Genomic DNA, 14,559 nt, shown 5'->3' with positions numbered 1-14,559 from the left:
ATCCGTGCAGCTCAACCCTCATGTCGCCGAACCCCGCATCCCCTCAAGATCAACTTATCTAGGAAACTCGGGCTAGGGGGCGCCTGGTCGCCGCCCGATCAGCCCGCCGGGCGCAGCTTCGGCAGCACCTCGGCGCCGAACGCGTCGATGAACCCGCGCTGCTCCTGCCCGACGTGGTGCAGGGCGATCTGGTCGAAGCCGAGCGCCACGTACTCCTCCAGCCAGCCCACGTGCCGGCCCAGGTCCGCCGAGATGTTCACCACCTGGGCGATCCGCTCGGGCGGCACGTCGGCCGAGACCACGTCGAAGTGCTCGACGGTCTCCAGGTCCCAGCAGACCGGCGGGGCGAAGACGTTGCTGCGCCACTGGTCGTACGCGATCGCCTCGGCCTGCGCCTGTTCCGGGGCCCAGGAGACGTGCACCTGGAGGTGCAGCGGTCCACGGCCTCCGGCGTCCCGGTACGCGTCGATCATCGCCCGCAGGTGCTCCGCCGGCGCGTTCACCGTGATCAGGCCGTCGGCCCACTCGGCGCACCAGCGGGCGGTGGCCACGCTGACGGCGGCGCCGACCAGCGCGGGCGGCTCCTCGGGGCGCGTCCACAGCCGGGCCCGGTCCACCCGGACGAGGCCGTCGTGGCTGACCTCCTCGCCGGCCAGCAGCGCCCGGATCACGTCCACGCACTCGCGCAGGCGGGCGGAGCGGACGTCCTTGCGCGGCCATGCGTCGCCGGTGATGTGCTCGTTGCTGGCCTCGCCGGTGCCCAGGGCGGCCCAGAACCGGCCCGGGTACATCGCGCCGAGGGTGCCGATCGCCTGGGCGATGATCGCCGGGTGGTACCGCTGGCCGGGCGCGTTGACGACGCCGAACGGCATGCCGGTGGCCTGAAGGGCCGCGCCCAGCCAGGACCAGGCGAAGCCGGATTCGCCCTGCCGCTCGCTCCACGGCGAGAAGTGGTCGGAGCACATGGCGGCGTCGAAGCCGGCCCGCTCGGCGTGCATCACCGCTTCCAGCAGGGCGCGGGGGTTGATCTGCTCGTGGGAGGCGTGGAACCCGAACGTCGTCATGGGCGCACCTCCTACCCACGACGACGTCCGGTGATGCGTGCTACTCGGCGTGCGCGCCGGCGCCGGCCGACGCCGCCCCCTCGCCCACCCACACCGTCTTGGTGTTGCAGAACTCCCGCATGCCCAGTTCGGACAGCTCCCGCCCGTAGCCGGAGTTCTTCACGCCACCGAAGGGCAGCTCCGGGTAGGAGGTGGTCATTCCGTTGAGAAAGACGTTGCCGGCGTCCAGCTCGGTGGCGAAGCGCTCCTGCTCGGCCGGGTCCCGGGTCCAGGCGTTCGACCCGAGTCCGAAGCTGGTGCCGTTGGCAACCTCGATGGCCTCTTCGTAGGACGACACCCGGTACAGGCCGGCGACCGGCCCGAACACCTCCTCGGACCACATCCGCATCTGCGGCGTCAGGTCGGTGACGACGGTCGGCGGGTAGAACCACCCGTCGCCGGTGGGCAGCTCACCGCCGCAGAGCACCGTCGCGCCGTGGTCCACCGCGTCGCGCACCAGGGCGTGCACCTCGTCGCGGCCGTGTTCGCTGGCCAGCGGCCCCACGTCGGTGTCCGCGTCCATCGGGTCGCCGACGCGCAGCGCGGCCATGTTCGCGGCGAACTTCTCGGCGAACGCGTCGAAGACGTCGGTGTGCACGATGAAGCGCTTGGCGGCGATACAGGACTGGCCGTTGTTCTGGCAGCGGGCGGTGGTGGCCACCTCGGCGGCGCGGTCCACGTCGGCCGAGGGCATCACCACGAAGGGGTCGCTGCCGCCCAACTCCAGAACGGTCTTCTTCAGCTCCCGGCCGGCGATCTGCGCGATGGACCGCCCGGCCGCCTCGCTGCCGGTGAGCGTCGCGGCGCGTACCCGGGGGTCGGCGAGGATGGGCTCGACGGCGTCCGAGCCGACCAGCACGGTGGTGAATGCGCCCTCCGGGAAGCCGGCGCGGCGGAACAGGTCCTCCAGCAGCAGCGCGGTCTGCGGCACGTTCGAGGCGTGCTTGAGCAGGCCGGTGTTGCCGGCCATCAACGCCGGGGCGGCGAAGCGCATCACCTGCCAGAGCGGGAAGTTCCACGGCATCACGGCGAGCACCACGCCGATCGGCTGGTAACGGATGAACGCCCGGGTCGCCTTCACGGCGGCGGCGTCGGCCGGCTGATCGGCGAGGAACGTCGGCGCCTTGGCGGCGTAGAAGCGGGCGGCCGTGGCGCACTTGGTCACCTCGGCCTGCGCGGCGGCGTACGTCTTGCCCATCTCCGTGGTCATGATCCGGGCGATCTCGTCCCGTTCGGCATCCAGGAGGTCGGCGGCGGCGTTCATCCACCGGGCGCGCTCGTCGACGGTGGTGCCGCGCAGTTGCCGGTACGCGAGGTCGGCACGCTCGATGGCGGCGTCGAGCTGTTCGGTGGACATCGCCTCGTAGGTCTTGAGCACCTGACCGGTGGCGGGGTTGGTGGTGGCGATGTGGGGCATCTCGTCCTCCTGTCACTCGAACAGCGAGTGTCGTACGCCCGGCTCCTCGCGGCGGCGGGCGGCGCGGCGGCGCTGGATCACGACCAGGTCGACCACGGCGACCACCGCGAAGATCGCGCAGAGTACGCCGAGCCAGGCGAGCCCGGCCCAGAACGCCAGCACCGCGAAGATCACCATGATCACCAGGCCGAAGCTGGCGAGGGTGAGCCGGAGGTTCAGGGCGCTGTACGCGTGGCCGACCGTGCCACGGGCGCGCCGGGGCTGCGATCTCGTCATACCCCACGATCTACCCCCGATCGGCGGGGTTAACCGGTAGCGGACTCCCGACGGGCGACGCTTATAGCATCCCGGCGGCGTGTCGGAGGCTCCTTCGCCGCATACCCGACAGCAACTTCCCGCCCAACCACGTCCAGCGCATAGAGTTACCGCGCTGTCGCTCTCTGCTGCGAGACGGGGGATGTCATGCCTCGACGCTGGGTCGCCGCCCTGGCCTGTCTCGCCGCGCTGGTGGCGCTGGCCTGCGAGGGCGGCACGTCCGCGTCACCGCGCCCCACGAAGAGCACGCCGTCGTCCGGTGGTCCCGGCGGCATCGCCGCGCTCGGTGACTCGATCAGCACCGGCTTCGCCTCCTGCCTGGTACTCACCTCCTGCGAGCGCAACTCGTGGTCGACCGGGGACGGCCTGCGGGTGAACAGCCACTACCGGAGGCTGCTCGACCAGAACTCCGCGATCCGGGGTCGGGCGTACAACCACGCACGGCCCGGCGCCCGCGCCGACGCCCTCGAAGGCCAGGCCCAGGCGGCCGTACGCGACCGCGCCGACTACGTCACGGTGCTGATCGGGGCCAACGACATCTGCCGGGGCGGGGTGGACGCGATGACGTCGGTGACCCAGTTCCGGGCCGACGTCGACCGGGGCCTGCGGGCGCTGCGCACCGGCCGACCGAAGGCCCGGGTGCTGGTGGTGAGCATCCCCGATCTGTACCGGCTCTGGGAGGTCGGACACGACGACGCACGGGCGACGCGCGCCTGGCGGCGGGGCATCTGCCCGGCGCTCCTGGCCAACGCGACGTCGACGGCGCCCGCCGACAAGGCCCGCCGGAGCGCCGTCCGGGAGCGGATCGACGCGTACAACGCGCAGTTGGTGGCGGCCTGCCGGGCGTACGGCTCGCGCTGCCGACACGACGGCGGCGCGGCGCACCGGGTCCGGTTCACCCTGGACCTGCTCAACCCGCTGGACTGGTTCCACCCCAACGCCTCCGGCCAGGACCGGCTGGCCGAGGTGACCTGGCGCGCCTCCGGCCTGGCCGACTGAGCCCAGCTTCCGAGGAGCGGATCACGGGCGGCGGGGCTCCGGGACGTCGGTGCCCCGGCGGCCGTAGAGCGCCCGGGAGCGCTCGGCCAGGTCCTTGGTGGCGGACGAGTTGGCCCAGGTGCCGAGCACGATCGCCGCCCCCGGGACGATCTTGGCGACGAGTCGCTTGGCCGCCCGCACACCGGCCATCTGGGCCAGCCGGACGCCGAGCTGCAACATGACCCGGCCCAGCGGACGCTGGCCCCCCAGGCCGAAGAGCGCGTCGGCGCGCTCCCGGCCGGCGGCCACCCCGAGCGCCAGGCGGGCGCTCTCGGCGACCTTGTGCACCCGCTGGAGCACGAGCAGATCGGTGGCCCGGTCGCTGTGCAGTGGGTCGACGCCGTACGCGGCGGCGACGTGCAGGACCATGCGCGCCTGGGTCCAGGCCAGCACTCCGACGTCGAGGACGGCGCCCGGCAGCCCGGCCGCGCCGGAGACCGCCCCGGACAGGCGGGCCAGGTTGACGAACTTGCGGACCGCCTGGTCGGCCAGGGCGTCCGACGGGACGCCGGGGTGGTCGTGGCGAGCCCGGGCGGCCCACTGCGCGGCCTCCGGCCCGAGTCGGCGTACCGCCTCCAGGGCGAGGTGCTCCGGGGCGTACTGCGGATCGTCGCGCATCCGGTCCCACAGTCGTGCCGGCGGGCCTTCGGGGGCGGCCGGCGGCACGACCGACGGCTCGGGGGTGGGCGCGGCGGGTTGACCGTTGGCGGGCGGGGTGTCGGTCACCGGGTCTCCCCAGAGGTGGGTGCGGGTAGGACAGCCGGTGGCACGGTCAGCGACGGCGGCTGGACAGTCGGCTGGCCAACCCCTTGAGCTTCTGCTGGTTCTCGGGCTTGGCCAGCTCGCGCCGACCCCGGTCCACCAGTTGCTGGCCCTTGGGCGACCTCAGGAACGTGCTGATCCGCTGCATCAGAGACATAACGTCCTCCTGTCGGTGATCCCTCAGTCATGTGTACCCCGAACCCGTAACGGATGTACCCGGGACGCGACAGGCTCAACCCCCACCATCCACAGTGGCCGGTAGGCTACCGCCCGCTCGGAACGATGGCGTCGACAACCCGGGTGGCCCGCCACTCGTGCTGTTGGTAGTGCTCCGGGTACGCGGAGACCTGCACCGCCTGCGCGGCGTCGGTGAGGCGCATCTGCTGCCAGCCGGGCACCTGTTCGAGCGCTGTGAGGAACTGTCGGGTCGCGAACTCCGGGTCCATCAACCGGCCGACCGGCCCCCAGCCGCTGCTGGAGCGCTGCTGGAACAGCCCGACCGAGTCGTGGTCCCAGCCGACGCCCTGGTGCGGGTAGTCCTGCGACTCCGGCAGGACGCCGCTGGCGACGTTGTAGAGGTTGCTCTCCTGCATGGCGGTCGCCACCGCGATGACCAGGCCACGCCGCGGAACGCCCATCTTGCGGCCGGCGCGGACGATCGCCTCGGCGTTCTCCATCTGGTCCTCGTCCAGTCCGGCGACCGGCACCGGGTCGGTCGGCTTCGGGACGACCTTGCGTGCTCGGGGGGTCGCGTCCGGGTCGGCGGAGGTCGCGGAGGCCGACGGAGTGGCGGACGGGACGGCGGCGCGGTCGAGCGCACGGGACGCGGCCTGCGGCTCGGCACGCTGCGCCAACTCGACGCCAGAGGTCTTCTCGGTCGCCTGCGCACCGGCGTCCTGGTTCCGGACCTGCGCGACGGCGGCCAGACCGAGACAGCAGACCACACCGGTGGCGAGCGCCACCCGGGCACGGCGTTGGCCGCTCAGGTCGCGGGCGTACGCCCGGAGCCGACTCGCGGCGGTTGTCCGTTCGGCTGAGGTGCCTTCCTCTGTTTCGGCGGTGGGGCTGCTCGGGGCGTACGGGTCGTCGAGGGTGCCGTCGTCACGCATCAGCCGAGGCTAGGCAGACCGAAACCCCGATCACGCACAGTGATCACGTGGCCCTCGCCACAGAATCGGCTCACCCCCGTGGACGAGCGGGGCCGGTCGACTCGCCCGAGGAACGAACCTCGCGTACCGGAGGAAAGCGGCGCGGCACTCAGGCCGGTACGGGCGGCGACAGGGGCGGACATCGGACCGCCCGACCCGACATGATCGACAAACTCGGCCTTTGGGCTGAAGCGCCCATCGGCCGATTGACGTAATCGGGTGGTTCGTCCGATCGTTCCCAGCGGGCGGGCGGCGGGTCGCCCAACTCAGGAATGCACCAGGATGGCGGGTACGTTGCCCGAACCGGGTGCACTCCGTCGCGACGGCATCCAGTAGGCACATTCCAGGGAGGTCCGCACCGGTGCTCGACCCACACGAGCTCTACCAGCTCACCGACGATCTGCCCGACCTCGGGCAACCGGTCCTGATCCAGGCCCTCACCGGGTTCGTGGACGCCGGCAACGCCAGCCGGTTGGCCCGCGAGCAACTGCTCACCTCGCTCGATGGTCGGCCGATCGCCACCTTCGACGTGGACCAGCTCTTCGACTACCGCTCCCGGCGACCGGTGATGACCTTCAACGAGGACCACTGGGAGAGCTTCGACGCGCCCGAGCTGGAGCTGCACCTGCTGCACGACGACGACGAGACGCCGTTCCTGCTGCTCACCGGTCCCGAGCCGGACCTCCAGTGGGAGCGGTTCACCGCCGCCGTGGCGGGGCTCGCCGACCGGCTGGACGTACGGCTCACCGTCGGGCTCAACTCGATCCCCATGGCGGTGCCGCACACCCGGCCGGCCGGCGTGACCGCCCACGCCACCCGCCAGGAGCTGATCAGCGGGTACGAGCCGTGGCTCCAGCGGGTCCAGGTGCCCGGCAGCGTCGGCCATCTGCTGGAGTTCCGCCTCGGCGAGCAGGGCCGCGACGCGCTCGGCTTCGCCGCCCACGTGCCGCACTACGTGGCGCAGACCGAGTACCCGGCCGCCGCCGAGGTGCTGCTGAGCGCGGTGTCCCGCAGCACGGGGCTGCTGCTGCCCGGCGACGGCCTGCGCTCGGCCGCCGAGGTCGTCCGGGTGGAGATCGACCGGCAGGTCGCCCAGACCGAGGACGCCGCCGCCCTGGTCCAGGCCCTGGAAGAGCAGTACGACGCGTTCGCCCGAGGTCGCGGCGAGCGCAGCCTGCTCGCCCCGGACGCCGGTCCGCTGCCCACCGCCGACGAACTCGGCGCCGAGCTGGAACGGTTCCTGGCCGAACAGACCCGTCCCGGCGACACCCCGGGCAACTGAGCCGGCCGACTTTCGCCGGCACCGGACGTCGACACGGCGCGCGCTGAGCCGGCGTCGTGGCGGCGGATGCGGCAGGGTGGAGACATGCGCCTGGCGACCTGGAACGTGAACTCGGTTAAGGCCCGGCTGCCCCGGCTGTTGGAATGGCTGGCCGGCACCGGGCCCGACGTCGTCTGCCTGCAGGAGACGAAGTGCCCGGACGGCGCGTTTCCGGTGGCCGAGGTGGGCGAGCTTGGCTACACGGTGGCCAGCCACAGCGACGGCCGCTGGAACGGGGTCGCGATCCTGTCCCGGGTCGGGCTCGACGACGTCCGCGTCGGCTTCGCGGGTGAGCCCGGCTTTCCCGAGCCGGAGGCCCGGGCCATCTCCGCCACCTGCGCCGGGGTGCGGGTCTGGTCGGTGTACGTGCCCAACGGGCGCACGCCCGACGACCCGCACTACGCGTACAAGCTGGCCTGGTTCGCGGCGCTGCGCAACGCGCTGGAAGCGGAGCTGGCCGGTGGCCTGCCGCTGGCCAGCTGCGGCGACTTCAACGTCGCCCCGACCGACGCCGACGTCTGGGATCCGGCGGTGTTCACCCACTCCACGCACGTCACCCCGGCCGAGCGGGCCGCCCTGGCCGCGCTGCGCGACCTCGGCCTCAGCGACGTGGTGCCGACCCCGATGAAGGGGCCGCACCCGTTCACGTACTGGGACTACCGCGCCGGGATGTTCCACCAGAACAAGGGCATGAGAATCGACCTGGTGTACGCCTCCGCGCCGTTCACCCGGGCGGTCCGCTCGGCGTACGTCGACCGGGAGGCCCGCAAGGGCAAGGGCCCCTCCGACCACGCGCCGATCGTGGTCGACGCGGACCTCGTTCCGGCGGTCGAGGCGTTCTGATTGCCGGCGAAACCCGCTGCTTCGTCTACACGAGGTGGAAGAGCGAGGAGGCGTACCAGGCCTGGGCCTCCGGCCCTGCCCGCGCCGCGCACGGCACCGCTCCCGGCGACACGCCCCGCCCGCTGAGCCGCCGGCGCAGATCAGGGCTTGCGGGACGACTGGAGGGTGGCGAAGGCGATCACGTTGTCGGCGTACCCGGTGCGACCGCCGATGAACTGGCCGCCGCAGGTGATGAGCCGCAGCCCGGCGGGCCCGTCGTGCCCGTAGATGCGCTCGGCGGGTAGCTGATCCTTCGGGAAGCGCTCGACGGTGTCGACCTTGAACACCACCGTCGACCGGTCCGCCCGGGCCACCTCGATCAGGTCACCGGGCTTCAGTTTGCCCAGGTCGTAGAAGACCGACGGGCCGTTCTTGGTGTCCACGTGCCCGACGATGACCGCCGGACCGGGCTCGCCGGGCGTCGGCCCACGGTCGTACCAGCCGGTCTCGTTGTGCTTCTCCAGCGGCGGTACGGCGATCGTCCCGTCCCGTGCCTGTCCGACGGGCGCCACCGGCGCGGCCACCTTGATCGCCGGAACGGTGAGTCGCACCGGGCGGCTGGCCGACAGCCCGACCGTCTCGCTGCGGGGCGGGCGGTCGCCGCCGCCGGCCGGCGCCCAGTCGAGCGGACCGACCGAACGGCCCAGCCCCGCCCCCGTGGCGAAGACGCCCACCAGCACCAGCACCACGGCCAGCGGCACCGACCAGGGGCTGCGCCCCGACGGGCGATTGCGCCGTGGAGCGACGGCGGTCGGCGGACGGGCAGCCACTGACCGCCGGTCGTCGGGGACACGCGCCGCCCGCGCCGGCGACGGCTCGTCGGGTGACCACGAGCCGGCGGGTGGGCCCGAACCGGCGGGCGGGCGGGAGCCGGCCGGCGGCGGTGTGGGGCGGAATATCTCCATTGCGATCTCAGCGGCGCGCGACGCCACGGACGGTACGGGGACGCCGCAGGGCCACCACGGCGATGACCAGCCCGGCGACGGTGAACGCCGCTCCGCTGGGCAGCAGCAGTCTGCCGGTCATCCCCCCGGCGCTGCCACCGAAGCCCGTGGCCGGGCCTCGACTGGGCTGGGGGGACGGCACCTTCTTGACCACCTGCAGCATGGTCGACGCCGTCTCGCCGTCGGGGCACTCCAGCTTGACCCGGTAGTTGCCGGGGCGGGTGCGCTCGCGCACCATGGGCGCCGCGGTGAGCACGCCGTGCTGCGGTTGCACGCCGACCGCGCCGAACGCGTCGGAGACGACGGTGGCACCGACCGAGTTGTCCCGGCAGCTCGCCCGAATGCCGACCAGGTAGCCGGGCTGCACCGTGCTGGGGCTCACCTCGACGAAGACGTCCACCACGGGACCGGGCTGCGGCGCGCCACCCGGCGGGCCTCCGGGCTGCGGCGCGGACGCGGCGGCCGGCAGGGCGTCGAGCAACCCAGCGGACGCGGCAGCGGCCGACAACGGGTCGAGCAGTTCAGTGGACGCGGCGGCGGCCGGCGGGGCAGCGGGCGCGGCAGAGGCGGCGAACGCGGGAGCGGCGGCCAGCAGGGGGAAGGCGAGCATGGTCGCCACCGACAGAAGCACGCCGCCGCGGGTCACTGCCACGATGCCCCCTCTCGACGCCGTCGTACCGCGCCGGGCAGCGGACCGCCCGGCCTGCCGTACCAGATCGATCCTCTCATTCCCGGTCGCACATCACATCCGATCCGCCGACGACGTCGCGTACGCTCGGGTCGCTGTGACCATCACCGACCCTGACCCCGCCACCATCCCGCCCGCGGCCCGGACGATCCGCACCTTCCACCCCCGCCGGGGGCGGATGAGCAGCCGGCAGACCGAGGCGCTGGACCGGCTGTGGTCCTCTTACGGCCTGGACGTGTCGGGCGAGCCCGTCGACCTGGCCGCCATCTTCGGCCGCCGGGCCCCGGTGGTGTTGGAGATCGGCTCGGGCATGGGCGACAGCACAGCCGCGATGGCCGCCGCCGACCCGGATCGAGATTATCTGGCGGTCGAGGTGCACACGCCGGGAATCGCGAACCTGATCGACCTGGTGGACCGCGCTGACCTGGGGAATGTGCGGGTGGCCCGAGGTGACGCGTTGGAGCTGGTCAGCGGGCTGCCGGAGGGTGCGCTGGCCGCCGTACACGTGTTCTTTCCCGACCCGTGGCCGAAGGCCCGGCACCACAAGCGGCGGATCATCCAGCCGGCGCACGTGGCGCTGCTGCGGTCCCGGCTGGTCCCCGGCGGCGTGCTGCACTGCGCGACCGACTGGGCCGAGTACGCCGAGGCGATGCGGGAGACCCTGGACGCGGACCCGGAGCTGGTCGACGCGTACGGCGGCTTCGCGCCCCGTCCGGCGCACCGCCCGGTGACGAAGTTCGAGCGGCGGGCGATCACCGCCGGCCGGCCGGTCGCCGACCTGATCTTCCGACGGCGCTGACTGATCTTTCGGCAGCGCTGACTGATCTTCCGGCGGTGCTGAAAGGAGAGCCGGTTGGCGCCGGAGGGCATGATCCAGGCACCATGGACAGGCTATGACGCTCACCGCCGCGCTACCGACAAGCGCCGACCCCGACACCCTCTTCGACGCGTTCGCCGGCTGGGCGAAGGAGCGCGGCCTCGACCTCTACCCCCATCAGGAGGAGGCGGTCATCGAGATCGTCTCCGGCGCCAATCTGATCATGAACACGCCCACCGGCTCGGGCAAGAGCCTGGTGGCCATCGCCGCGCACTTCGCGGCCCTGGCCGACAGCCGGACGACCTTCTACACCGCGCCGATCAAGGCGTTGGTGTCGGAGAAGTTCTTCGCGCTCTGCGAGGTCTTCGGCGCCGAGAACGTCGGCATGCTGACGGGCGACGCCAGCGTCAACGCCGACGCCCCGATCATCTGCTGCACGGCGGAGATCCTGGCCAACCTGGCGCTGCGCGAGGGCGACCGGGCCGACGTCGGCCAGGTGATCATGGACGAGTTCCACTTCTACGCCGAGCCGGACCGTGGTTGGGCCTGGCAGGTGCCGATCATCGAGCTGCCACAGGCACAGTTCATCCTGATGTCCGCCACCCTGGGGGACACCACCCGGTTCGTGGACGACCTGACCCGACGCACCGGACGGCCGACGGCCGTCGTGCGCACGGCCGAGCGGCCGGTCCCGCTGATCTTCTCGTACGCGATGACCCCGCTGCACGAGACGCTCGAAGAGCTGCTGGAGACCAAGCAGGCCCCGGTGTACGTCGTGCACTTCACGCAGGCCGCCGCGCTGGAACGCGCCCAGGCGCTGATGAGCGTCAACGTCTGCACGCGCGCCGAGAAGGACATGATCGCGCAGGCGATCGGCGGTTTCCGGTTCACCTCCGGCTTCGGCAAGACACTGTCCCGGCTGGTCCGGCACGGCATCGGCGTACACCACGCCGGCATGCTGCCCAAGTACCGCCGTCTCGTCGAGACCCTGGCGCAGGCGGGCCTGCTCAAGGTCATCTGTGGCACCGACACTCTCGGCGTCGGCATCAACGTCCCGATCCGCACCGTGCTGTTCACCGGCCTCTCGAAGTACGACGGGGTCCGGACCCGGCTGCTCAAGAACCGCGAGTTCCACCAGATCGCCGGGCGGGCCGGGCGGGCCGGGTACGACACCATCGGCCGGGTCGTGGTGCAGGCCCCCGAGCACGTGATCGACAACGAGAAGGCCCTCGCCAAGGCCGGTGACGACCCGAAGAAGCGCCGCAAGGTGGTCCGCAAGAAGCCGCCGGAGGGTTCGATCGGCTGGGGCCAGCCCACCTTCGACCGGCTGGTCGACGCCGAGCCGGAGCCGCTGACGTCCAGGTTCCAGGTCAGCCACTCGATGCTGCTCAACGTGATCGGCCGTCCCGGTGACGCGTTCGCGGCGATGCGGCACCTGCTCACCGACAACCACGAGGAGCCCGCCGCGCAGCGTCGGCACATCCGCCGGGCCATCGCCATCTACCGGGCGCTGCGCGCCGGCGGGGTGGTCGAGGAGCTGCCCGAGCCCGACGAGACCGGCCGGCGGATTCGCCTCACCGTCGACCTCCAGCTCGACTTCGCGCTCAACCAGCCGCTCTCCCCCCTCGCCCTGGCCACCATCGAGCTGCTCGACGCCGAGTCCCCGTCGTACGCCCTGGACGTGCTGAGCGTGATCGAGTCGATCCTCGACGACCCTCGGCAGATCCTGTCCGCGCAGCAGTTCAAGGCACGCGGCGAGGCGGTCGCCGCCATGAAGGCCGAGGGCATCGAGTACGAGGCGCGCCTCGAACTGCTCGACGAGGTGACCCACCCGAAGCCCCTCGCCGAGCTGCTGGAGGCCGCGTACGAGATGTACCGGCAGGGCCACCCGTGGGTCGCGGACCACCAGCTCTCCCCCAAGGCCGTCGTCCGCGACATGTACGAGCGGGCCATGACCTTCACCGAGTACGTGCAGTTCTACGGGCTGACCCGCTCGGAGGGCCTGGTCCTGCGCTACCTGGCCGACGCGTACAAGACGCTGCGGCAGACCGTGCCCGAGGACGCCAAGACCGAGGAGCTGATCGACCTCATCGAGTGGCTGGGCGAGCTGGTCCGCCAGGTCGACTCCAGTCTCATCGACGAGTGGGAGCGGCTGCGCAACCCGTCGGACGTGGCCGAGGTGGCCCAGGCGCACGCTTCCCTGAGCGACCGGCCGCCGGCGGTTACCCGCAACGCGCGGGCGTTCCGGGTGCTGGTGCGCAACGCGCTGTTCCGCCGGGTGGAGCTGGCCGCGCTGCGTCGCTGGGACCTGCTCGCCGAGTTGGACTCCGCCGACGGCTGGGACTACGACGCGTGGGCCGACGCCCTCGCGCCGTACTTCGAGGCGTACGACTCGATCGGGGTCGGGCCGGACGCCCGCGGCCCGGCGCTACTCATGATCGAGCAGGGCCGGGAGCGGTGGACCGTACGGCAGATCTTCGACGACCCGGACGGCGACCACGACTGGGGCATCAGCGCCGAGATCGACCTCGTCGCCTCGGACGAGGTCGGCGCGGCGGTCGTACGGCTCACCGACGTCGGCCAGCTCTGACGCGTCCCCCGCCTTGTCAGACGGTGAACCAGAGCCGACGGCGACGAGCGAGGACGAGCAGGATCGCGCCCACGACCAGCAGCAGAAGCGCACCGGCGACCACGCCGCCGGTCGATTGACCGGTCACCGGCAGGCCACCGCCCCCACCCTCGCCGTCGGCACAACCCGCCGGCTGCTCCCACCGGTACGGACCCTTCAGGTGGGTGGCCTGCGGGTCGAAAAAGTCCGACCGGAGCGTGACGGCCCGTCCGGCTACCGCTGGGAGGACACCTCGACGCTCCGGTGGTGACCCGCGTCACTCACCCTGCGGTCGTCGGGACGCGTCCAGCCCTGAACTTCACTGGGCAATGTCAGACCCGTCGATTAGAATGCATGTACTAATAAAGATCCTGACCTGCAGGATTACGACTGGGAGGCCGCCCGTGACCGCGCCCACCTCCACGCCCCTGACGCCCTACACCACCCTGCTCGGCTTCACCCGCTACGTCGACCGCACCGGCCCCACCAAGGCGACCTTCGTGGGTGGTCTGCGCAAGCAACGCGCCAGCCGCTCCGGCTTCAACCCGCACGGCCAGTTCGTCAAGGCGCTCAAGGCCGACATCGCCTTCCACACCGGCGGCACCCACCTGTCCGGGGTGGTCGACGTGGTCAAGCCACGCTGGCGCCCGCTCTACCAGGCACTGGTGCCCGGCGCCACGGCCTGGCTGCACTCCCTCGGCGATCCGGCCACCCTCGACCTGGCCCAGACCCGCGACGCCCTGGCCATGCTCGGCGACCTACCCGTCAAGATCAACCCCCACTTCGGCGTACGCCACGCCGACGGTCGCGCCGACGCGGTCCGACTGCACTTCGACGAGGCGCCACCGAGCAAGGAGTCGATGCTCGCCACCCTGCACCTGATGGCCCGCCACATGGACGCGGTCCTCCCGCACGCCGAGCCGGTCCTGGTCGACGTCCGGCGCGGCCAGGCCCACCGCATGCCCACCGACGCCAAGTCCGAGCAGATCGAACGCTGGCTGGCCGGCGAAGCCGCCGCCTTCCGCGCCATCTGGTCCACCGCCGCCTGACCCACCCAGCCCCGCCCGGTTTCCGCCCGCGCCCCACCCGCCCAGCCAAGGTCTGCGCAACAACAGGGATACTGCTGCCTCCCGCGATCGGGAGGCAGCAAGACCACTGAAGCTTCCACGGTAACTATTCGGGACTGCAAAAAAAAAGGCCCTGTCGCACTTTCGGTGGTGACATTTCGTAGCGACACCATTGACGTGAGCGCAAGCCTCTGGCCACGGCACTTCCGATGCTGACCGCTCGTTGCCGGGGAAGCCGCGCCCACGACGTTCTGCGCTTTTTGCTTCAATTGCGACAGTTTGGGCAGCGCCGCCACCCAGGCGAGTAGACCGTCACGCCCTGCTACCACCGGATATGAGCCAGGGCCGTTAAGTTGACAGTCCCCCGATAGCGCGAACGTTGCCTGATGCGGTAGTAGTTGTGTCATCTGCAGTCGAGGACCGCGGCGGCGAGGTTCTGCAGTTCTGTG

At 71.8% G+C, this 14,559-nt stretch carries 15 protein-coding genes; 6 read left to right on the top strand and 9 right to left on the bottom strand.

Annotated elements, in window-relative coordinates:
- Positions 1–98 precede the first annotated feature (98 nt).
- Genes ACLQ24_RS25195 through ACLQ24_RS25185 form a run of 3 tightly spaced genes read right to left on the bottom strand, consistent with a single transcriptional unit; the run spans position 99 to position 2,796 of the window.
- Entirely contained in the window at positions 99–1,064 is a 966-nt protein-coding gene (locus ACLQ24_RS25195) for a TIGR03885 family FMN-dependent LLM class oxidoreductase (protein ID WP_425894181.1), read from the bottom strand.
- Between the two features lie 40 nt (positions 1,065–1,104).
- Entirely contained in the window at positions 1,105–2,520 is a 1,416-nt protein-coding gene (locus ACLQ24_RS25190; protein ID WP_425894180.1) for an NADP-dependent succinic semialdehyde dehydrogenase, read from the bottom strand.
- 12 nt (positions 2,521–2,532) lie between these two features.
- On the bottom strand, positions 2,533–2,796 hold the full coding sequence (locus ACLQ24_RS25185; RefSeq protein WP_425894179.1) for a DUF6343 family protein: 264 nt from the start codon (positions 2,794–2,796) through the stop codon (positions 2,533–2,535).
- Between the two features lie 186 nt (positions 2,797–2,982).
- Here ACLQ24_RS25185 and ACLQ24_RS25180 point away from each other — a divergent pair, with 186 nt between their 5' ends.
- Positions 2,983–3,834 (top strand): GDSL-type esterase/lipase family protein, encoded by an 852-nt coding sequence (locus ACLQ24_RS25180; protein ID WP_425894178.1) that lies wholly within the window; start codon positions 2,983–2,985, stop codon positions 3,832–3,834.
- Between the two features lie 21 nt (positions 3,835–3,855).
- On the opposite strand, the gene ACLQ24_RS25175 is transcribed toward ACLQ24_RS25180, so the two are convergent.
- The 3 genes from ACLQ24_RS25175 to ACLQ24_RS25165 all read right to left on the bottom strand — a co-directional run bounded on the left by ACLQ24_RS25175 (position 3,856) and on the right by ACLQ24_RS25165 (position 5,744).
- Positions 3,856–4,599, bottom strand: a complete 744-nt coding sequence (locus ACLQ24_RS25175) for an EcsC family protein (RefSeq protein WP_425894177.1) — start codon at positions 4,597–4,599, stop codon at positions 3,856–3,858.
- 46 nt (positions 4,600–4,645) lie between these two features.
- Entirely contained in the window at positions 4,646–4,792 is a 147-nt protein-coding gene (locus tag ACLQ24_RS25170; RefSeq protein ID WP_425894176.1) for a hypothetical protein, read from the bottom strand.
- 106 nt (positions 4,793–4,898) lie between these two features.
- Positions 4,899–5,744 carry a peptidase M23 gene (locus tag ACLQ24_RS25165; protein WP_425894175.1) on the bottom strand — a complete coding sequence of 282 codons (846 nt, stop codon included), beginning with the start codon at positions 5,742–5,744 and terminating at the stop codon, positions 4,899–4,901.
- A gap of 400 nt (positions 5,745–6,144) precedes the next feature.
- Between ACLQ24_RS25165 and ACLQ24_RS25160 the strand changes: the two genes are divergently transcribed.
- Positions 6,145–7,065, top strand: a complete 921-nt coding sequence (locus tag ACLQ24_RS25160; protein ID WP_425894174.1) for a proteasome assembly chaperone family protein — start codon at positions 6,145–6,147, stop codon at positions 7,063–7,065.
- Positions 7,066–7,149: 84 nt separating this feature from the next.
- Positions 7,150–7,947: an exodeoxyribonuclease III gene (locus ACLQ24_RS25155; protein ID WP_425894173.1), complete on the top strand. Its 798-nt coding sequence runs from the start codon at positions 7,150–7,152 to the stop codon at positions 7,945–7,947.
- 140 nt (positions 7,948–8,087) lie between these two features.
- Here ACLQ24_RS25155 and ACLQ24_RS25150 read toward each other — a convergent pair whose 3' ends face one another.
- Together ACLQ24_RS25150 and ACLQ24_RS25145 are read right to left on the bottom strand one after the other, a co-directional pair.
- Positions 8,088–8,756, bottom strand: a complete 669-nt coding sequence (locus tag ACLQ24_RS25150; protein WP_425894183.1) for a class F sortase — start codon at positions 8,754–8,756, stop codon at positions 8,088–8,090.
- 142 nt (positions 8,757–8,898) lie between these two features.
- A complete protein-coding gene (locus tag ACLQ24_RS25145; protein ID WP_425894182.1) occupies positions 8,899–9,585 on the bottom strand; it encodes a hypothetical protein in 687 nt (228 codons plus the stop codon).
- Between the two features lie 130 nt (positions 9,586–9,715).
- On the opposite strand from ACLQ24_RS25145, the gene trmB reads away from it, so the two are divergent.
- Positions 9,716–10,417 (top strand): tRNA (guanosine(46)-N7)-methyltransferase TrmB, encoded by a 702-nt coding sequence (gene trmB, locus ACLQ24_RS25140; protein ID WP_425894172.1) that lies wholly within the window; start codon positions 9,716–9,718, stop codon positions 10,415–10,417.
- 94 nt (positions 10,418–10,511) lie between these two features.
- A complete protein-coding gene (locus tag ACLQ24_RS25135) occupies positions 10,512–13,025 on the top strand; it encodes a DEAD/DEAH box helicase (protein WP_425894171.1) in 2,514 nt (837 codons plus the stop codon).
- A 16-nt stretch (positions 13,026–13,041) separates the two neighbouring features.
- Here ACLQ24_RS25135 and ACLQ24_RS25130 read toward each other — a convergent pair whose 3' ends face one another.
- On the bottom strand, positions 13,042–13,152 hold the full coding sequence (locus ACLQ24_RS25130) for an LPXTG cell wall anchor domain-containing protein (protein ID WP_425894170.1): 111 nt from the start codon (positions 13,150–13,152) through the stop codon (positions 13,042–13,044).
- 295 nt (positions 13,153–13,447) lie between these two features.
- On the opposite strand from ACLQ24_RS25130, the gene ACLQ24_RS25125 reads away from it, so the two are divergent.
- Complete coding sequence (locus tag ACLQ24_RS25125; RefSeq protein WP_425894169.1) at positions 13,448–14,092, top strand: hypothetical protein; 645 nt, start codon at positions 13,448–13,450, stop codon at positions 14,090–14,092.
- Positions 14,093–14,559 lie beyond the last annotated feature (467 nt).

Origin of the sequence: Micromonospora sp. DT4 (assembly GCF_049841675.1) — a bacterium.
Taxonomy (GTDB): Bacteria; Actinomycetota; Actinomycetes; order Mycobacteriales; family Micromonosporaceae; genus Micromonospora.
The sequence above is the reverse complement of the archived record's forward strand: the minus strand, read 5'-3'. Positions and strand labels throughout refer to the sequence as shown.

Coding starts and splice junctions, on each gene's coding strand:
- ACLQ24_RS25180 (WP_425894178.1), top strand. CDS start 2,983: ATGCCTCGACGCTGGGTCGCCGCCCTGGCCTGTCTCGCCGCGCTGGTG.
- ACLQ24_RS25195 (WP_425894181.1), bottom strand. CDS start 1,064: ATGACGACGTTCGGGTTCCACGCCTCCCACGAGCAGATCAACCCCCGC.
- ACLQ24_RS25170 (WP_425894176.1), bottom strand. CDS start 4,792: ATGTCTCTGATGCAGCGGATCAGCACGTTCCTGAGGTCGCCCAAGGGC.
- ACLQ24_RS25185 (WP_425894179.1), bottom strand. CDS start 2,796: ATGACGAGATCGCAGCCCCGGCGCGCCCGTGGCACGGTCGGCCACGCG.
- ACLQ24_RS25135 (WP_425894171.1), top strand. CDS start 10,512: ATGACGCTCACCGCCGCGCTACCGACAAGCGCCGACCCCGACACCCTC.
- ACLQ24_RS25165 (WP_425894175.1), bottom strand. CDS start 5,744: ATGCGTGACGACGGCACCCTCGACGACCCGTACGCCCCGAGCAGCCCC.
- ACLQ24_RS25190 (WP_425894180.1), bottom strand. CDS start 2,520: ATGCCCCACATCGCCACCACCAACCCCGCCACCGGTCAGGTGCTCAAG.
- ACLQ24_RS25155 (WP_425894173.1), top strand. CDS start 7,150: ATGCGCCTGGCGACCTGGAACGTGAACTCGGTTAAGGCCCGGCTGCCC.